This is a genomic window from Bradyrhizobium sp. AZCC 2262 (genome assembly GCF_036924535.1).
Classification (GTDB): Bacteria; Pseudomonadota; Alphaproteobacteria; order Rhizobiales; family Xanthobacteraceae; genus Bradyrhizobium.
In genome coordinates this window covers 293,100-311,907 of record NZ_JAZHRT010000001.1, presented here as the reverse complement: position 1 = coordinate 311,907, position 18,808 = coordinate 293,100, and the positions used below count along the sequence as shown (strand labels likewise).

Below are 18,808 nucleotides of genomic sequence, written 5' to 3'. Positions count from 1 at the left end.
GTCGGAAACATCGTAAGCCCGACATGCATGTCCCATACTCCCCGGTTGCGGCCAAGCTCCATCCTACGCGACCGCACGTGACGGTCGCAACAGCGTCTAGGCTTGACCATCATGGTCGGCCTCGTCGGCGCCCACGGACAGGTCGCCCCAGCTCGTCACCCGCTCCAGGCGGACCGCGATGACGGGCCGATCGGCGATCTGCATCGCCGCCAACTGGTGGTACCGGGAGCGTAGCAGCTCCTGCGCGTGATCGTGCTCGGTTCCGTTGCGCAGGATCTCGGCCCGTCCACGCAACATCACCCAGCCAAGCCGGGTCCAGTCTTCGTCGTACCGATCAACCACGATGGCGACCATCGGGTTGCGCTCGATGTTGCGGACGCGCTTGAGTGCTGCTCCAGTCACGCGCTTCGGCTTCTCGTCGATGCTGATGTAAAGGGTGTCTTGCGAAATCGTAAAACACACTGGCACGACGTGCGGAATGGCCCTGCTATCGGCCGTGGCAAGATGCCCGACCCGTTGCACCGACAGGAACTTGCGTTCGTGGTGTGACAGCATGTGACGGTCCGCCGCGCGATGACTGTCAATCGCGCCGATACTGCACGGCTTGGCTCGGCTTCGCCAGCCAGGAATCTGCGTTCGACCAAACGTCGGCAGGCCTGCCGGCGCGATTCGAAACCGCGGTCGCGATCAATCCGGTGATAGCGCATCCGATGCTCAGCCGCGGCAACGAGGTGCCGAATAGGATGAATTTTGTTGCGGTGCATGAGTCCGGAATTGCCGCTTAGCCGACATGGGCGCTCAGACCAATGTCCGCTGTGCGCCAGAAGCGTCATTCCGTCCATCTGCCCGTCGGAGACGCTGCCGGGTATCCGGTCTTCGCCGGCCAGCAATTCGACCGGCTGCTTGTCACCTCCGCCTAGGAAGGAATGGATGGAGCACCCAAGACGGCAGATCCGAGCCATGGCCGCACGTTCATTCTCAGCGGTACGATCGTCGTCCCGAGCCGCGGGCGTGGCTGTCTTGACGAGGGATATCCAGCCGTCTGGAATCAAATGAAAAATTGAGGCGGCGTCACGCGCTTCCCTCTCCCTCATGCGAACACGTGACCGTGCTCGATCCCTGCACGGGATTCGCGGCCATTTCTGAATGCAGGTTTCCGCGGTCTCCCTGGGCATTCGTCGAGGCCGGAAAGTAGCGAATCATCCACCTCCTTGCTCGTCTTGATCTGACAAAGCGCGGCGCGTGCACACATCACGCGAGTGCATCATCCGGTCGCAAGACGGCGTGAACAGCGTTTACCCTCTTTGAAGCGCGCGGTATCAATTTTAATATTGTGGTGTACTCTGAATGCATGCATGTCGATGGTCGGCCTGCATTGAGCCAACTTTTGGGATAGTGGAGGGCAACATGGCCAAGAAAGCGAAGAAGGCAAAGAAGACAGCCAAGAAGACGGCCAAAAAGAAAAAGAAGTAGTCGTTCGACGAGACCTGCGTCTGAGATCCGTTGCGCCCTTCGCAGCACGGATCGGCGGCAGCCTACGTCGCATAGTATCCGCGCAACGAGCAGTCTGACCGGACCATTATGCAGATGGCTGCTGCATAATGGTCCGGTTTTTCATAGTGACTACCGACCTAATCGAATGATGTTGCCTGCTGGTACTTGGCTGACACAGCTTTTCAGCGACCGCGTGCTTTGCGCGCCAACACCGGACGTCCCCATAACGACGCGAATGACCTTGGGTGATCTACAGATCGCGGATTCCGCTTGCCTCCCTATCAAAGGTTTGTCTATTGGGCGGTGGTGAGCGCGTACACCGACATCTCGGTGCGTGCGTCCGCGATCAAGAACCAGCGGTGCTGCTCGGCGCGGAAGGCACGCCAGTTCTCGAGCACGCGCTTGAACTGCTCGCTTTTCGCGGCCTCCTCGTCGAGCACCTGCTCGAGCGCGGCGCGCAGCGCCTTCAGGATGTCCGGGCTGAGCAAGACCAGCTGAGCGCCGGCCGCAACGAGGCGATTGAGCGCCTTGGGGTTGCGCGCGTCATAACCCGCAAGCATTTCCATAAGCGCGTAGGCGCAGGCCACCCTCAGCATCGCCTGATAGGCCACCGGCAGTTCGGCCCACTTCGACTTGTTGATGTAGAGGCCGGTGTTGGCCTCCAGCTCGAGCACGCCCGGAAGGTGCATGTACTTCGCGACCTTGTGGAAGCCGAGTTTCTCGTCGTCATAAGGTCCGACCCACTCGGCGGCGTCGATCGTGCCTTTCTCAAGTGCCGGATAGATGTCACCGGCCGCGATCTGTTGCGGGATCACGCCGAGCTTCGACAGTACCTTCCCGCCGAAACCCGCAACGCGCATCTTGATGCCGTTGAAATCGGCTGCTGACTTCATCTCCTTCCGGAACCAGCCGAAGGTCTGCCCGCCGGTATTTCCGAACGGAATGCTGACCACGCCCATGCCATCATAGACCTCGTCCATCAGCTTCTTGCCGTCGCCGTAGAGGTACCAGGCATTCTGCTGACGCGGCGTCATCCCGAAAGGAAGCGACCCGTCGAATATCAGCGTGGGATTCTTGCCGATGTAGTACCCGCCGTAGGAATGGCCGCACTCGACCGTGCTGTTCGCAACTGCGTCCAGCACCTGCAGCCCGGGCACGATCTCTCCCGCCGCAAAGGGATCGATGGTGAACTTGCCGTCGCTCATCTCGTTCACGTATTTGGCGAGCGTTGGGCTCGCTCCCCACAGACCTTCGAGACTCTTCGGAAAGCTCGACGCGAGCCGCCACTTGATTGCACCTTGCGCAACCGCGGGCGAGGTAACGGCAGCAGCACCGGTCGTTACAGCGAGACGAGCGAAGTTCCGGCGTGAGATCGTCATGCGGTCCTCCCCGATCCTAAGGGCGGCTATGAGCCGGCGTTCTTGTCTTTGACTGATGCCGACAGCCTTTCCCGCAGACAGTATAACAAATATTGCGCGTTGGAGAAGCGGCGCCTGAAAAGCTGGCGGCGACAGCCATAGCTGTGAAGCACATAGCTGCGAGCGGGCCAACCGGTGGAAAGCCGCGACCGACAAGAAAGGGCCCATGAATTAGCTCACCGCTTCGTTGAATGTCCGCTTCGCGCCAGAAGCGGCCATTCGTTCGAGTTGCATTAGCGATCCGGCAGCCCACGCTCGGCTGCCGAAGCAGCACCGGGCACGCCTATTGCCCACGACCCTGCTGGCTTCGTCATGTCGGCGGCAGCGCAGATCCCAGAATTTGGCACTCAAGCTTCGCCGATCTCACGGCCCGAATCGATCCCTACTCCGTAGTAATCAGCACGGCCCGCCGATCTGAATTTCAGAGTAAGTTCGCCTGCCCGCTGGAAGGCCTTTGCCGTATCACTCGCCGTGAGCGCCACGGTAGTGGTTATGTCTGAAAGGCTTCCGCCCGCCGCGGCCGCAAGGACCGCTGAAATCATCGTGGGTTCATCCGGTGCTTCCGCTATGATTAGCCAATCGTAGGGTCCCAAAGTCAGATACCAACTGATCAGTCGAGCACCGGCGGCGGCGAACAACTCCGCGACCGCCTCGGAACGGTCCTCCGGCTTCGCAGTCATCCCCTTGATGGCCGCTGCGGTGTAACGACCTTGAGAAATGTAAATCGTCATGCTGGCCTCCTCTGCATTCGCTAGTGGTCCATTCTCCGAAGTAACGTCGTGTCGCGGTGATGTTCGCATTAACATTGCAATCGAATGTCCGAAATGGGGTCATTTGCCGACTTCGGCCATCGTCACCTCAAGGTCCGTCTTACCCCCGCAAGTCGACATCGTCAGCTTGACCACTCATGTCGGTTAAGCGCCAAGAGCGGTCCATCAAGAATGGTCATTTTATTGAGATCAGGAAGTATTCTATCGCTACCATATTGCGCTCGCCATAGAGCGACGCGGCGGGCGGGTTGGCGGAGGAACTGTCATGCCTACGCCGCCATCGGCGTCCTGGGAATGCCGCGGAAGTTCGGCGATCCCGACTTTGCAAGGGGAAGCGTTTCAATTCGGAGATAATTTCATCAATGATCGAATCACTGATTACGGCAGTTCGAGGCGGGCGACCCGCCTCGATCGTGTCAGTGACAGGCAGCATCTGCAGGGAGAACACGTATGACGAATTCCGAGGATAATCTGCCTCCCGCAGTCGGGGCCTATTGGATCAAAGAGGAAGATTATCCAGCGTTGCTGCAACTTTTCGACGATGGCGACAAGATGCCACCGAGCTGGAAAGAATGGCTGAAGATGGCCGAGGAAATGGAGCAGGGGCTGAAGGCCTATGGACACGTTGTGCTGCGTGTTTACATCGACCCCGCCACATTCCCAGACTGGTGCGCCGCCCATGGCACAAGCCCAGGCAGCGCCGGACGCAGAAAGTTCGTCGCGGCTGCGGTAACCGAGAGATATGACCGATAGGCCTGACCGGCACCGTCTTGGCGGGACGCCGGCCCATCGCCAGCCCAGCCTCGAACAGCACGTTCAGTAAGGCGTTCAGCTTGGCGTTGTGAGTATTCTCAGATTTTTATAGCTACTTCGAGATGTCGGATGGCATCGACTTCGTGCCGATTGCGATGGGCCTGTTCGGCATCGCCGAGATCATCTCCAACCTCGAGCAGCGCACGCATGCGCATGGCGTCACGCTGATTAGCTCGTTGTGGCCGTCGCGGGAAGCGCGATCAGGATCCAGCCGATGGCGTGAGGGACGAAGCCCAGTCCCATCCGGGCCGTCGTTCCAACACGTAAGTCACTCCCAAGGATGAGCGCCGCGGCGCCCATGCCCATGAACACCAGGCCCGACCAGAAATCCTTCGACATCAGAACCGCTCTGGGCATTGCCTGTCTTTCAATTCTGGCCGGCAACGTTCCAGCCGCGTGCGCCGTCGCCAGCGGCTTCCCAGCCGGTTTCAGTCACGATCAGCGTATCCTCGAGCTTGATGTAACCGCGGGTAGGATGCGGCAGCGCCGTCTCGATGGAGATCACCATTCCGGGCTGTAGCGGACGATCGGCATCGTAAGCTGCGTACGGCACCGGGCCGTGATCGGACAGGCGCGGCGCTTCATGACTGATCAGGCCTATGCCATGCGCGGTGAAATCCAGGATGTCGCGATGCGGAGAGGATTTCACCGCCGCTTCGCCGGCCGTGACGATTTCGCCACCCGCCGTACCCGGCCGGACGACCTTGCGCGCTATCTGCTGGATTTCCTCGACCTCCTGCAACAATTCCTTCAGCTGGGCGTCGGGTTGCCCGAGGATGCCCATGCGGCACAGGTCACCTATGTAGCCGTGAAAATTGCCACCGGAGTCGAGCGACATCACGTCGCGCCGCTCCAACCGCTGGTTCGACGGCGCGCGGTTGCGGCTGGTCCCCGCTGTTATCAGGCAGTATTCGAACGTCAGATCGCGCGCCTGCTCTTCCTTCCTCAGCCGGTCGACGACATCGTGCTTGCTCATTCCGGGTTCGCAAGCCTTGAACGTGGCCTGCATGGCGCTGACGACGCGCGCGGAAGCCTGACGGACAAGCTCGATCTCCGCTGCCGTCTTGATCGCGCGCAACCGTTCCAGCACGAACTGCCCATCGAGCAACTCCACATTGCCGAGTTGAGCACCGAGAAGTTGCCTGGCGTCAGCGGGCAGAAAACTTGGTTCAATACCCACCCTCCTCACGCCGTCGCCGAGCTGTTTGATATGCTGGACAGCAGTTTCGGTCGCGTCGAGCGTTCCCCAGCACGACGTCTTGACGATCGGCGCCGGAATGGTTCCCAGCTCGCGCTCGAAACCCTCCATGCGATTACCGACATAAAGCGTGTTTTCGGGCCGGCCCCTTTGATAAACGACGACAGGCAAATAGCGGCTGACGCCGATCGCATCCATCGCGTCGAAAAAGAAGAAGCGGTAGCCACCCAACAGGTACTGGACGTTATGCCGCGAGGTGGCGACGAGGACATCGAGGTCCGCCTCCCCCATCAGCCGGTCGAGCTTCGCCGTATCGAACGGTGGCTTCGCCGCGGCTTCGCTGTGCGTATGGTTCATGACATTCAATTCCTCTCGAGGGTTACGCCGCGGTTTTTGCCGTCACCGGCTTCGACGCTGCACTCCCGCTCCTTGTGCCGCCGAACAACGAGACCGGGCGCCCATGCGGCTCGACGCCAAGGAAGGTAAAGGCAAGTCCGACCAGAAGGCCTGCACCAGCCAGAAAGATGAACGCCGGCGTCACAGCAGATGCAGTCGCCTGCGGATGCACGAAATTATCGGCACCCGCGATCACGGCGAGACACAGCGGCCCCACGATCTTGCCGACGCCATTGGCGAATTGTGCCAATCCAACCGCGCGCCCGCTGAGCTGAACCGGGAAGATCTCCGCCGGATAGGGGGCGAGATTTGAGAACCCGCCGTCGAAGAACAACGCACCGACGATCAGGAAAACCAGGAACAGCGGCACCGAGCCGACGAAATCATTATAGAAGAATGCGGCCAATCCCAGTGAAATGGCGATGCCATATCCCATCAGCTGACCGCACGGCTTGCGGCCGACCCGATGGGCCAGAAAGGCAAACCCGGTCCGGCCGAGCACGCCGGCAAGACTGACATAGATGAACATCTTCGCTGCATCCTGGGGCGCAACCCCGAGCAACAGGGCGACGATCGTAGGTCCCCACAGGAAGACGCCATAATTGGCGGTGCTGGCGCCGAACCAGATCAGCACCGTCAGCCAGAAACGCCGTTGTTCGGCAAACAAATCGGCAAACCGAGCGCGGCTTGCGGCTGGTAGCGCCGGCAGGGCAAACGGTTGATCGCCGACCTGGTAGAGCTTGCGGATGCTGGTCTGCGCTTCCCGTACCCGGCCCTTGCTGATCAGCCAGCGCGGCGACTCCGGCATGACAAAAGCGGTCAGGATCGCGAGGATGATCGGCAGGAAGCCGACCGCGGCGAGCCCGCGCCAACCAACCAGCGGCAGCAGATAGCTCGCCGTGATCGATGCCGACAACACGCCAAAGGCGACGGGAACTACCACGAGGCTGGTAACCAGCGTCCTGTGGCGGGTCGGCGCGAATTCGACGATCGCCGGCACGGCTGCCGCCGCGCCCGCCGCAAGGCCAAAGCCGACGAAGAAGCGCAGTATCGCAAAGAAGATCCAGCCGTCCTCCGGTATCAGCGCAATCGCTCCGGAACTGAGGCCGCAGATCAGGACACCGGCGACGGCGAGCGGCTTGCGGCCAAAACGATCGGCGAGGAAGCCCGACGCCAGCGCGCCAAGCATGGCGCCGATGCCGGCGCTCATCAGCATGATCGAGGTCTGCCCGAAGGTCAGGTGCCATTTCGGCGCCAGCACCGACACCAGAAACCCGACCACGAAGAAATCGAAGAAGTCGACCACGCCGGTCACGGCGAAAAGGATGATCGATAGCCAATATCGCGTCGTTACCGGCGCTTCGTCGAATGGCACTACGCTCGTCTGGTCGGCCATTGGTCGTCTCCCCGTGTTGTCGACCCGCCTCTTACGAATTCAGAAATGCAATCACCGCCTCCGCCACGCGTTCAGGCGCCTGGATCGACGACACATGTCCGACCTGCTCGATCACGCGCGTCTTGGCGCGCTTGAGATCGCGCGCAATGGCAAATGTTTCCGCGTTCGGAATCAGGCGATCCTCGCTGCCGGCGAGCAGAAGCGTCGAGCGATCGAAGCCTGAAAGGTCGGCCGCGACCGGCTGCGCCAGGATGCCGCCACGCCGCGCCTTCTGGCCGTCGTCACGGCTGTTGCCGCGAAATATCTCGATCAGTTCGGGCCGGTCGCGCAGGCAATCCGGCGGAAAGAAGAACTCCGCAATCTTCGGCGCGTTGGCCGCGGTATCCGCGCGGTAGGACGCCAGCCTGCGGAAAACATCCGCATTCACCTCCAGCGGGCTCTTGTTGACTTTCCACGTGCTGCTGAGGATCAACCGGTCGATGCGATCCGGATGCCGCGCCGCCAGCACCTGCGCGATCAGGCCACCCAGCGAGGTCCCCATCACATGGGCGCGGTCATGGCCGAGGCCGCCGATCAGGGCGTCCGCATCGTCGGCGAGGTCAGCCAGCGAATAAGGCGCGGCGGGATTGCGCGTGGCACCGGAATCGCGCTGGTCGTAGGCGATGACGGTGGAATGGTCGTTCAGTGCGCGTGCCAGGCCGCCGAACATCGCATGATCGGCCTCGCCGCCGTGCAGCAGCACGAGCGGCGCTCCGCGGCCGGTTTTTTGATAGGCTGTCGTGACGCCACTGGCTTCGAACGATTGCATCGATGCCTCCGTTAATGCAGCAGCGTCGAGAGCGCGCCGGCGAGTTCCTTTGCCGGATCCGACGGCAGCCACGGCATCCGCCACGCCACGTGGCCGTCGGGACGCACCAGCACGGCGCCGCGCATGCCTAATTGATATCCGTCTGCCGGATCAGCCGCGGGCAATTGCTTGAGCTGCAGCGCCATGCCGGTCTTTTCGGAAACCTGGCGCCCCGCTTCGAGCCATTCGTTGCCGAGCGGTCCGGTGACGACGGAAAATTCCTTGTCGAACCAGTCCAGCGTCGAATGTTTTCGCGCGGAATCCAGCCACATGTGCGGAAAGCGCGCGCCGGGGCGATCGGATGGCGTGTAGTAGCGCGAGTTCAGTGCCTTCGCGACGGTGCCGTCGGGGATCACCGCGCCTTCCTCGTAATTGTGTCCGAGATTCTGGCCGATGCTGTGAAGGTGATTGTCCATATCGTTGATCCAGAAGCGGATCCGGTCTGGGTTCCGGGATCGCACCGCATCGTCGGTGAGGCCGAACCGCAGGCGATTGCCGAAGCTGAAATTGGCGTTGGACTGCGCGACGGGCCGGCGCTCGCTGGAATAACTGTCGAGCAGGCGGTCGTCCGCCCACCCCTTGAGCACGAACGCCAGCTTCCAGGCGAGGTTGTGCGCGTCCTGCACCCCGGAGTTCAAGCCGAAGCCGCCGGTCGGTGGAAAGCGATGGGCGCAGTCGCCGACCAGGAACACCCGGCCCTTCCGGAATGTCTCCGCGACCTGCATGCTGACGCGCCAGATCGAGCGGTTGAGCAACGTCACGTCAAGGTCGGGAATTCCGACATGGCCACGCGCGATTTCGATGAACTCCTGATCGGTCCAAGGCCGCTCGCGATCGTCCTTGGTGAGACCGATCTGCGTCACCGTCAGCCACCGATCACGGCCGTTGGTGTTGAGGATGCCCGCGCGCGGCAGGCCGGGCTTGTCCGGGATGACGATGAAGCCCGCCGCCTCGCGCGCAATCGGCAGGCTCGACAGATCGGCCCGCCAATACTCGTTCGACATCACCGCCAGCGTGGCCGGCCCGACCATCTCGATGCCGGCGTTGCGGCGGGTTCGGCTGCCGGCACCATCTGCGGCAATCAGGTAGGTCGCGCTCCATTCGGTGATTTCGCCGGTCGCCTCGGAGCGCGTCCTGACACGGACGCCGCTGTTGGTTTCCTCGAATGATTCACATTCGGTGCTGAACAGCACGGTGGCATGTTTCGACCGCTCGACGACGCGCAGGATTTCTTCCTCGACGGCATCCTGAGCGACCAGGCTCTTCCACGCCGGCGTATGCCCGACATTCGGTTCGGGCCGTGTGCGGCCGAACTCATGTCCCGCGATGCTGTCGAGGAACACGAACATGTCGGAGTTCTCTTGCAGGCCGCGGTCGCGGATCGCCGTTTCGATCCCCCACTGCCGGAAGATCTCCATGGTTCGGACCCAGCAGCCGCGCGACTTTGGATGATCCGTTGTCGTCGTACTCTTCTCGACCACGACGCAATCGATGCCGAACCTGTCGAGCAGCAGCGACATTGCGAGCCCGACCGGGCCACCGCCGGCGATGAATACGGTCGTCTGGCGTGCTTCGTCCGCGGCGATGCCCATGCCCGTTTTCTCCCTGTATTTATTTTGGGCAGAGACTGCCCTAATTCTGTTATCTCACAAGAATATGTTTGATATGGTTGCTATCTCAATTTGAGAAGGAGGCTGAAATTGGACCTGCGGCAGCTTCGTTATTTCGTCGCGGTCGCCGAACGCGGCGGATTCGCGGCTGCGGCCAGCACGCTCAATATCGCGCAGTCGGCACTCAGCCGGCACGTCAAGGAACTCGAGCGCGAGCTTGGCGGTGCGCTGCTCGAACGCGGCGCGCGCGGCGTAACCGTGACCGAGTCAGGCAAGGTGCTGTTGGCACGCGGCCGCTGGCTGTTCGGCACCATTGATGACATCAAGGCCGAAGTACGAACGGAAAACCGCGAGCCCAGCGGCACGGTGCGGTTGGGCGCGCCCTCCAGTCTCGCCGATATCTTCTATGCGCCACTCGCCCATCTAATCGTGAAGCGTTTCCCACGGGTGCGGCTCGAATTGAGCGAAGGCCTGACGGAGGGAATGTGCGACCGCCTGCTGCGTGGCGAACTCGATCTCGCCGTCGTCACCACGCCGCAGCCCAATGATCACCTCGATTACGAAACGCTGGTGGTCGAGCAGGTATTCCTGATTGGTCCGCCGCGTGATCCCCTGCTCAAACGCGGCAAGCTGACCCGCAAGGAATTCGAAGGCCTGCCGGCCGCCATCGTGCCGCTCAGCCGCAATCCGTTCCCACCAACGGTGCCGTTCTCGCTGCGGGTTGACAGCGCCGTGCCGATGAAGCGAATCGTGGCCTCCGGCCTCGGTTATGGCCTGCTGCCCTTCTCCGGCATTCACGAAGAGATCGAGGCAGGCAAATTGTCGGCCGCACTCTTGCCGTGGATGCGCGCCGATCGCGTATTGGCGCTGCCACGCGGTCGTCCGGTGAGCCGCGCCACGCGTGAAGTTTTCACGGGATTGATGCAGGTTTGCCAAGACCTAGTTGATGAAGGAAAAATTCTGGTTGCCAAGCCGCGCAAAACTTCCCGCTGATGAATTCAAGCCCTACGCATAAATTGGTGGCTTACTGAACATTTCCCATCCTCTCGCTCCAGACGCTCGTAAGGTCTTGATGGAAATTTTAGCCTCGTGCGTCGGCGAAATCCCGGTCAGCAGGTCAAGGACTGCTTTGCGCCAAAAGCAGACTCTCGTCCGCAGATGCCTGGACGATCAATGTGAGCATCTTCCTAGTGCGGCCTTGCTTCAGTGGCCTTTCCCGATCCGGCCGGTTCGGACTGTGGGTGGAGGCGAGCGGCGCTAAGACCTTCAAGAACAGTTGAAACGTTCCGCTGGAGGTGTATTTTTGGTATTGAACGACTTTGTCATCAAAAGCCACAGAGGCTCAAAGCTGAGGGTTTTGCAGACGCCATCGATCTCGATTGAAGAATGGCGCTCCAAGAGTTGCACTCCAAATCAGGCAGACAATAGCGTCTGCGGTTAGACGGCGCGGCAACAAACGGAGGACGTTATGGCGTGGCGTGACGACAAAGCTCGCGCGACCCTGATCCGTGAAGCGGCGGGAAGCATGCAGGCGGGCAAGACGCCCCAGGCGTTTGCGGAACTTCTGTTCGACCACATCAATATCGAGGACCTCGTCAACTACGATGCCACCTCGCTGGCCTTTCTGGCGGAACAGGCTTGGGAGCATGTGCAGCGACGCACGGCGGGCAGTGCCGATATCCGCGTCACCAATCCGATGATGCCGGACGGGCGCGAGATTTCCGTGCTCGAGGTTCTCAACGACAACATGCCCTTCCTGTTCGATTCCACCATGGCGGAGCTCGCCGAGCAAGGCATCGAAGTCACGCTGGTCACCCACCCGATCATCGCCGTGGAGCGCGATGAGCAAGGCAAGCTCCTGCGTTTCTATGGCGAAACGCCGACAGAGGGGGCAAAGGGCGAGCGCGAAAGCCTGATCCATTTCCACATCGCCAGGCTTGACGCCGATGCCGACCGCCAGAAGCTGGTCGACGGCCTTGCCAAGACGCTCAACGACGTGCGCGCCTGCGTCGCCGACTGGCAAGCCATGCGCGCCCGTGTTGAACAGGCGATCAAGACCTTCAACTCCAATCCGCCGCCACTGCCGATCGACGAGATCGCCGAAGCCAACCAGTTCCTGCAATGGCTATGCGCCGACAATTTCACCTTCCTGGGCCTGCGCGAATATCGCTTCTCTTCCGACACCGACGGGTCGGACGGAACCAGCGAGGGCGAGGGCCTCGGCATCCTGCGCAATCCCGATGTGAAGGTCCTGCGCCGCGGCACCGAAATGGTGGTGATGACGCCGGAAATCCGCTTATTCATGCGCGAGCCGACCGTCCTCATTGTCACCAAGGCCAATGTGAACAGCCGCGTTCACCGCCGCGTCCGCATGGATTATGTCGGCATCAAGCTCTATACGCCCGACGGCCGACTTGAGGGCGAATTGCGCCTCGTCGGCCTGTTCACCTCGGGCGCCTATACCCGTTCGGCGCGGCAGATCCCCTATGTCCGCCACAAGGTGGCGCAGGTGCTGGAGCGCGCCGGCTTCGACCCGGCCAGCCACTCGGGCAAGGCCGTCCAGCATATCCTCGAAGAGTATCCGCGCGACGAACTCTTCCAGGTCGATGCCGAGACTCTCTACAATTTCGTGATGGAGGTGCTGACGCTTTATGAGCGCCCCCGCGTGCGGGTGCTGGCGCGGGCCGACAAATTCGACCGCTTCGTCTCCATCCTTGTCTTCATTCCGCGCGAGAAATATGACACCGGCGTGCGTACGCGCGTCGGGACGTTCCTGGCGCAGGTCTATAAGGGTCGCCTGTCAGCCTCCTACGCCTCCTTCCCCGAAGGATCGCTTGCGCGCGTCCACTACATCATCGGGCGCTATGAAGGCGAAACGCCTGTCATCGCGCGCGGCAGACTGGAATCCGAGATCAGCGCCATCGCCGCGACCTGGGGCGACAACCTGAAAGCCGCACTCGCCACCTCCACCGACGGCATGCGAGCCCGCATGCTCGCTAACCGTTATGCGCTGGCCTTCGCCGGCGGCTATACAGAAGCCTTCGGCACCTCGCAGGCGATCGCCGATATCGCCACCATCGAAAAACTCACCGCAGCTCGTCCGGTGGCGATGTCGGTCTACCGCATCGACGGTGAGGACGATCCGACGCGGTTCGGCCTCAAGGTCTTCTCGCGTGGCGCGCCCCTGTCGCTGTCCTACCGGGTGCCGGTGATCGAAAATCATGGCTTGCGCGTCGTCAACGAACGCACCTATCAGATCATGCCCAGCGCGACGCCGGCACCCGCACCGGTGTGGCTGCACGATATGACAGTCGAGGCCAATGACGGCAAACCGATCGTAATTAGCACGGAATTCAACCATCGCCTGGAAGCCTCGATCATGGCGGTGGTGGGCGATCGCGCCGAATCCGACGGATACAACGCCCTCATTCTGCGGACAGCCCTGAGTTGGCGCGAAATCTCGGCCATCCGGGCCCTCTCCCGCTACCTGCGCCAGATCGGCGCGCCGTTTAGCCAGGGCTATATGTGGGAGACTTTGCGCAACAACACCGCCATTACCACCAGCATTGTCGCTCTATTCCTGGCTCGCTTCGACCCGCACCTCGTCGCCACCGATGCCGAGCGCTCGGCACGCGAGACAGCCCTTCTCGCCGAGATCGAGGAGCAGCTCAAATCCGTCGCCTCGCTCGACGAAGACCGCATCCTGCGCCTTTTCATCAATCTGGTGCAGGCCACCATCCGCACCAATCTGTGGCAAATCGGCCAGGACGGGCATCCGCGTCCAGTGATCTCCTTCAAATTCGAAGCGCGCAAGATCGAGGGTCTGCCGGCGCCGCGACCGCTTTACGAGATTTTCGTCTATTCGCCGCGTTTCGAAGGCATTCATCTGCGCTTCGGCAAGGTGGCGCGCGGCGGCCTGCGCTGGTCCGACCGGCCACAGGATTTCCGCACCGAGATCCTCGGCCTGGTCAAAGCACAGCAGGTCAAGAATGCCGTCATCGTGCCGGTCGGCGCCAAAGGCGGCTTTGTGCCCAAACGCCTGCCGCCGGCCTCCGATCGCGAAGCCTGGATGGCGGAAGGCACCGAAACCTATCGCATCTTCATTCGCTCGCTGCTCGAACTCACCGATAATCTTGATGGCGATACGATCGTGCCGCCCGGCGACACCCTGCGGCACGATGGGGATGACCCCTATCTTGTCGTCGCCGCCGACAAAGGCACCGCCACCTTTTCCGACACCGCCAACGCTATCTCGGCCGAGAAGGGCCATTGGCTTGGCGACGCTTTCGCCTCCGGCGGCAGCCAGGGCTATGACCACAAGAAGATGGGCATCACCGCGCGCGGAGCGTGGGAAGCCGTCAAACGCCATTTCCGCGAACTTGGCACCGATATCCAGACCGTGCCCTTCACCGCGGCCGGTGTGGGCGACATGTCCGGCGACGTTTTCGGCAATGGCATGCTGCTCTCGCCGGTGACCAGGCTGGTCGCGGCTTTCGATCACCGCGACATCTTCATCGATCCCTCGCCCGACCCGGCCATCAGCCATGCCGAGCGCCTGCGCATGTTCGACCTGCCCCGGTCGAGCTGGCAGGACTACGACAAGTCGCTGATCTCGCAGGGCGGCGGTGTGTTCTCGCGTTCGCTCAAGGCAATCCCGCTCGCACTGGAAGTGCGAGCGTTGCTCGATCTCGATAAGCCGCAAGCCACGCCCTTCGAGGTGATGAGGGCAATCCTCAAGGCACGCGTCGACCTGCTCTGGTTTGGCGGCATCGGCACCTATATCCGCGCTTCAGGGGAAAACGACGACCAGGTCGGCGATCGCACCAATGATCCGATCCGTGTCACGGGCTCGGATGTCCGCGCCCGGGTGACCGGCGAAGGCGCTAATCTCGGCGCGACCCAGCGCGGCCGCGTCGAAGCGGCACAGAAAGGCATCAAGCTCAACACTGACGCCATCGACAATTCGGCCGGGGTCAACACCTCCGACGTCGAGGTCAATCTCAAGATCGCGCTGGCGCGCTCCGAACGCGATGGTCGCCTCAGTCCGAGCGACCGCAATAGCCTGCTAGTGGCGATGACCAACGAGGTCGGCACGCTGGTACTGCGCAACAACTATCTGCAGACGCTGGCGCTTTCGCTGGCCGAACGCAGGGGCATGGCCGAGAACGGCTTCCTCGCCCGCCTGATGCAATCACTGGAGCAGCGCGGCCTGCTTGACCGCGCCGTAGAGTTCCTGCCGGACGATGTGGCGATCACCGAGCGCACCCGGCGCGGCCAGCCCTTTACGCGGCCGGAACTTGCCGTGCTGCTGGCTTACGCAAAGCTGACGCTCTACGACGATCTGCTCGCCAGCAGCGTGCCCGACGATCCCTATCTCGCCCGCGAATTGTCCCAATACTTCCCACGCGAGGCTCGGGACAAATTCCCCGATTCGGTGGAATTCCATCGCCTTCGGCGGGAGATCATCTCCACCAATCTCGCCAATGCCGTGATCAATCGCGGCGGTCCGCCTTGCGTGGTGCGCTTGATTGACGAGACCGATGCCGACGTACCCACCATCGCCATGGCCTTCGTAGCGGTGGGTGAATCCTACGGCCTCGATCGGCTAAACGACGCGATTGATGCGCTCGACAACAAGATCGACGGTCAATTGCAGCTCGGTCTCTATGCCGCAGTTCAGGATCTGCTGTACTCCCGCGTGGTCTGGTATGTGCGCAATGTCGATTTCAGCGTCGGTCTGGAAGCTGTGATCTCGCGCTTCAGCCCCTGCATCCGTGAGATCGCCGCAGGGCTCGACAATAACCTGCCGCAGGATATCCAGGCCGGGCGCAGCAAGCGCCGGCAAGACCTGACCGATGGCGGCGTCCCGGCGGAACTTGCTGGCGAACTCGCCGATCTCGACACCCTGGTCTCCGCACCCGATATCGTGACGGTCGCAGAGCGCACCAGCCGCGCCATCGGCGATACGGCCACGACCTTCTTCGCCGCCGAGGCCAATTTCGGTCTCGACCGCATCATCGCCGCCGCGCGCGGCGTGCCGGCGAGCGATGTCTTCGAACGTCTCGCCATCGACCGCGCCGTTGACCAGATCGCAGCCGCCGAAAGAAGACTGGTCGCCGATATGCTTGCAAACGGCCAGTCCGGCCAGCAGGCTGCCGAGAACTGGCTCGCGGCCCATCCCAAGGCTACGCGCATCCGCCGTTCGGTCGACGAGATCGCTACTGGCGGCCTGACGCTCGCCAAGCTGACGGTGGCTGCGAATTTGCTGGGGGATTTGGTGAAGGGCTGAGATGGCAACCCTTGTCGACGTCCTGCACCCCTCAGCGGGCCAGGAAGATAAACGCGACCACAAGGATCGCCAAAAACACAGTCTCGCTCACCATCAACAGAATGGGCTTTAATCCCACGGTGGCAAAGTCCTTTAGGTGCGCCTTCATTCCGATCGCCGACATGGAAACTACCAGCAACCAAGTGGAGAGTGTTTGGAGCGGGTGCTGAATACCGGCGGAGATCACGCCAGCGCTGTTGCTGGCGACGAGCAGCGCTAACGCTGCCACAAACCAGGGCACCAGGGGTGGCATCGACGCGCCGGATGGGCCGGCGACATGGTGTTTGCGGTACGACAAGGTGATGATGAGGATCACCGGCAGCAGCATCGCGACGCGCAACGGCCTCACGATCATCGCGACGTCGCCGGTCTTCTTCGACATGCTATAGCTCGCGCCGACCACCTGCGCCACGTCATGAATCGTGCCACCTGGGAAGATGCCTGCATGCTCGTGGCCGAGACCGGGCGCCGTCCATAATCCCCATCACCAGCGTTACCTTCAGCCAACCCATAAGTTTGCTGAAACACCGAACGTCCGCTTCGCGCCAGAAGCAGCCAGTCGTAGCCCGAAAAGTGCTTGAGCTGCGTACCCGCGGCCGGCGTAACGAAGGTCTAGCCGCTACTCTTGCCCAAGCGGGAGCCGCTGCCGCCGTCCCGTCGCCCCTCCGCCCCATAACTTCAGCCGACCTAGTCGATTCGCCGACGCTGGGTTTGACTAACCGAGCTGCTTACGAAGCGATCCTGCGCCGGTTTGGCCGTCAACTCGACCAGCGCGAGGTCGCCCGGCTGAGCAACCATGTCAGTGGTGACTAGATTGGTCAGTCGCAATTCTTCTCGAGACAGTTCATGCAGATCTTGCCACGGCGGCACGTTCAGCGACAGCGACAGCAGATCACCTGTGCCGCCCATGTCGAAGGTGTATTTGGCGAGACGCCCGATATCGCGTTCCACGATCATCAGATCATCTGCGCTGTAGGTCGCGGCCCTGGCGTCATTGGCGCGGTCACCCATCCAGATCTGATGCACCCGAACATGGGCAGTCTCTGGCACGTAACGTGTCGTGCCCGACAGGAGAAGGAACACGCACATCGATTCGCAATACGCCACCGGCGCCATGTCGGCAGGAGCCTCCTGCGCGGTATTGGTCTGCACGCCGGTGCCGACGGTGGTCAGCGCCCCGAGATTGCGCCAGCGGCGTCCAAGCGCGATCGCGTCGTTGACGGAACCGCCGCTGGAATCCAGCACGATGGTCGTGCCGCGGAGCTGTCGGCCGCGTGCGAATTCATCGAAATCTCCTGGAGTGTTGGTAGTTACGACGCCGACCGCGCTGACCCAGCCGCCGCAATTCGGCTGGCAAGAGACCCAGCTGAACTTCATCGGCAATTTGCGTGCTTCGAGAGCGACGCCGGCATGCGCCGAACCGGTCAGCACGGCCACCAATGCGATGCAAAGGGCGGCACCAACCAGCAGTATCCAACCCCGAATCTCTGCCCAAGGAGCGTGAGCAGAGATCAGAACGGAAGTGCGGGCGCGCTTTGAGGTTTCCGCCCTGGAGACTGTCGATCGAGACGGCAAGAGAGCAACGCCTTTTTACGAGGATGATTTCGTATTTTCGGTCCGCTTATCGGGTGGGCTCAGCCGCGTGGCGACAATGCTTGGCGCGCCATTTCGGGCCCGGGCCGCGCATATAGTGCAGACCCGGCCGGTAGCTGTCGCGCCGTCCATAATCAGGTTGGAGATGACCTCGGCGAAGTCGGAGGCTGCATCAGCCGTGTTGCGAGCAAAACCTGACAGTGCGGCTGCATCCACGATTCTCATCGCCTGAATCCGTCCTGTTAGCCCGCTCGACCATCGAGCCGAAACACGCCAAGCGTAACCAGGAGAAATGGATCGAACTATTGCACAGAGGTGGACCCACAACGTTCACTAGTTGAGCGGAGCAATACCTAGGTTTAGGATCTGCCTACCTGGTTGTTAGGACTGATGGGAACGTCTCACTTCGTTCAGCGAAGTCGGTCGATCAGCCGATCACCCTTTCAAGTGGGCTTGCTAGTTCGCAAAGAACCCTGCCCGGTCTTCTGAGTCGAAGACGTACGGCGTCTACCGGCCTAGAGCTCGGCAGATATGGGTTTTGACAATCATCATTTCACGACACCGAACAATTTGGTCGATATCAAAAATGTAGCGGACATCCGCCCGCCGAGCCATAAACTAAGGGATAGTCGACACCACCCTACTTCCTAGTGCGAGGCTACCTCAGTACAGCATGATTGTCCGCGCGTGGAATAGCTTCACCTGACGCTGGGCGCTACCAATCGGACTCGATTATAGGAAAATGGAATGCGACGGAACCGGACCCACGAGCCGGCAGTCGCAAGACAAGGTCGGCGGCGTAGCGCCCGCCGGCCTTTCTCTTGCTCAAGCGACCAGCTGAACGTCGATAACGTTCGATTTGTGAGGTCGACCGGCCCAGCTCGGCAGAATTTGGAGGTTGGAAACACCGAATAGAGTGCTTGCTGCGGCATAACAGGCAAGTCG

The 18,808-nt window shown here is 61.5% G+C and carries 12 protein-coding genes and 2 pseudogenes; 4 read left to right on the top strand and 10 right to left on the bottom strand.

Features of this window, described 5'->3' with window-relative positions:
* Positions 1 to 96: 96 nt before the first annotated feature.
* The 3 genes from V1283_RS01490 to V1283_RS01480 all read right to left on the bottom strand — a co-directional run bounded on the left by V1283_RS01490 (position 97) and on the right by V1283_RS01480 (position 3,643).
* Positions 97 to 555, bottom strand: coding sequence for a TIGR03668 family PPOX class F420-dependent oxidoreductase (locus V1283_RS01490; protein ID WP_334384678.1), 459 nt, complete (start codon positions 553 to 555; stop codon positions 97 to 99).
* A 1,232-nt stretch (positions 556 to 1,787) separates the two neighbouring features.
* Positions 1,788 to 2,867: a TRAP transporter substrate-binding protein gene (locus V1283_RS01485; RefSeq protein ID WP_334392928.1), complete on the bottom strand. Its 1,080-nt coding sequence runs from the start codon at positions 2,865 to 2,867 to the stop codon at positions 1,788 to 1,790.
* Between the two features lie 392 nt (positions 2,868 to 3,259).
* The gene (locus V1283_RS01480) at positions 3,260 to 3,643 is read right to left on the bottom strand and encodes a GYD domain-containing protein (RefSeq protein WP_212265020.1); all 384 of its coding nucleotides are present in this window, start codon (positions 3,641 to 3,643) and stop codon (positions 3,260 to 3,262) included.
* A gap of 489 nt (positions 3,644 to 4,132) precedes the next feature.
* On the opposite strand from V1283_RS01480, the gene V1283_RS01475 reads away from it, so the two are divergent.
* Complete coding sequence (locus tag V1283_RS01475) at positions 4,133 to 4,435, top strand: hypothetical protein (protein WP_334384677.1); 303 nt, start codon at positions 4,133 to 4,135, stop codon at positions 4,433 to 4,435.
* 122 nt (positions 4,436 to 4,557) lie between these two features.
* A pseudogene (locus V1283_RS01470) lies at positions 4,558 to 4,638 on the top strand (hypothetical protein); the annotation flags it as partial.
* Positions 4,639 to 4,663: 25 nt separating this feature from the next.
* Here the strand turns inward: V1283_RS01470 and V1283_RS01465 are convergent.
* Genes V1283_RS01465 through V1283_RS01445 form a run of 5 tightly spaced genes read right to left on the bottom strand, consistent with a single transcriptional unit; the run spans position 4,664 to position 9,924 of the window.
* Complete coding sequence (locus V1283_RS01465; protein WP_334393403.1) at positions 4,664 to 4,852, bottom strand: hypothetical protein; 189 nt, start codon at positions 4,850 to 4,852, stop codon at positions 4,664 to 4,666.
* 10 nt (positions 4,853 to 4,862) lie between these two features.
* Complete coding sequence (locus tag V1283_RS01460; protein ID WP_334384676.1) at positions 4,863 to 6,050, bottom strand: M24 family metallopeptidase; 1,188 nt, start codon at positions 6,048 to 6,050, stop codon at positions 4,863 to 4,865.
* 22 nt (positions 6,051 to 6,072) lie between these two features.
* Positions 6,073 to 7,485, bottom strand: a complete 1,413-nt coding sequence (locus V1283_RS01455; protein WP_334384675.1) for an MFS transporter — start codon at positions 7,483 to 7,485, stop codon at positions 6,073 to 6,075.
* A 31-nt stretch (positions 7,486 to 7,516) separates the two neighbouring features.
* The gene (locus V1283_RS01450; protein WP_334384674.1) at positions 7,517 to 8,293 is read right to left on the bottom strand and encodes an alpha/beta fold hydrolase; all 777 of its coding nucleotides are present in this window, start codon (positions 8,291 to 8,293) and stop codon (positions 7,517 to 7,519) included.
* A gap of 11 nt (positions 8,294 to 8,304) precedes the next feature.
* Complete coding sequence (locus tag V1283_RS01445) at positions 8,305 to 9,924, bottom strand: FAD-dependent monooxygenase (RefSeq protein WP_334384673.1); 1,620 nt, start codon at positions 9,922 to 9,924, stop codon at positions 8,305 to 8,307.
* A gap of 108 nt (positions 9,925 to 10,032) precedes the next feature.
* Here V1283_RS01445 and V1283_RS01440 point away from each other — a divergent pair, with 108 nt between their 5' ends.
* A complete protein-coding gene (locus tag V1283_RS01440; protein WP_334384672.1) occupies positions 10,033 to 10,935 on the top strand; it encodes a LysR family transcriptional regulator in 903 nt (300 codons plus the stop codon).
* Between the two features lie 475 nt (positions 10,936 to 11,410).
* Complete coding sequence (locus V1283_RS01435) at positions 11,411 to 16,231, top strand: NAD-glutamate dehydrogenase (RefSeq protein ID WP_334384671.1); 4,821 nt, start codon at positions 11,411 to 11,413, stop codon at positions 16,229 to 16,231.
* Positions 16,232 to 16,262: 31 nt separating this feature from the next.
* Here V1283_RS01435 and V1283_RS01430 read toward each other — a convergent pair.
* Positions 16,263 to 16,712 (bottom strand): annotated as a pseudogene (locus V1283_RS01430) (YeiH family protein); the annotation flags it as partial.
* A 245-nt stretch (positions 16,713 to 16,957) separates the two neighbouring features.
* Positions 16,958 to 17,707, bottom strand: a complete 750-nt coding sequence (locus V1283_RS01425) for a hypothetical protein (RefSeq protein WP_334384670.1) — start codon at positions 17,705 to 17,707, stop codon at positions 16,958 to 16,960.
* Between the last annotated feature and the right edge of the window lie 1,101 nt (positions 17,708 to 18,808).

Coding starts and splice junctions, on each gene's coding strand:
- V1283_RS01475 (WP_334384677.1), top strand. CDS start 4,133: ATGACGAATTCCGAGGATAATCTGCCTCCCGCAGTCGGGGCCTATTGG.
- V1283_RS01455 (WP_334384675.1), bottom strand. CDS start 7,485: ATGGCCGACCAGACGAGCGTAGTGCCATTCGACGAAGCGCCGGTAACG.
- V1283_RS01450 (WP_334384674.1), bottom strand. CDS start 8,293: ATGCAATCGTTCGAAGCCAGTGGCGTCACGACAGCCTATCAAAAAACC.
- V1283_RS01480 (WP_212265020.1), bottom strand. CDS start 3,643: ATGACGATTTACATTTCTCAAGGTCGTTACACCGCAGCGGCCATCAAG.
- V1283_RS01445 (WP_334384673.1), bottom strand. CDS start 9,924: ATGGGCATCGCCGCGGACGAAGCACGCCAGACGACCGTATTCATCGCC.
- V1283_RS01435 (WP_334384671.1), top strand. CDS start 11,411: ATGGCGTGGCGTGACGACAAAGCTCGCGCGACCCTGATCCGTGAAGCG.
- V1283_RS01460 (WP_334384676.1), bottom strand. CDS start 6,050: ATGAACCATACGCACAGCGAAGCCGCGGCGAAGCCACCGTTCGATACG.
- V1283_RS01465 (WP_334393403.1), bottom strand. CDS start 4,852: ATGCCCAGAGCGGTTCTGATGTCGAAGGATTTCTGGTCGGGCCTGGTG.
- V1283_RS01490 (WP_334384678.1), bottom strand. CDS start 555: ATGCTGTCACACCACGAACGCAAGTTCCTGTCGGTGCAACGGGTCGGG.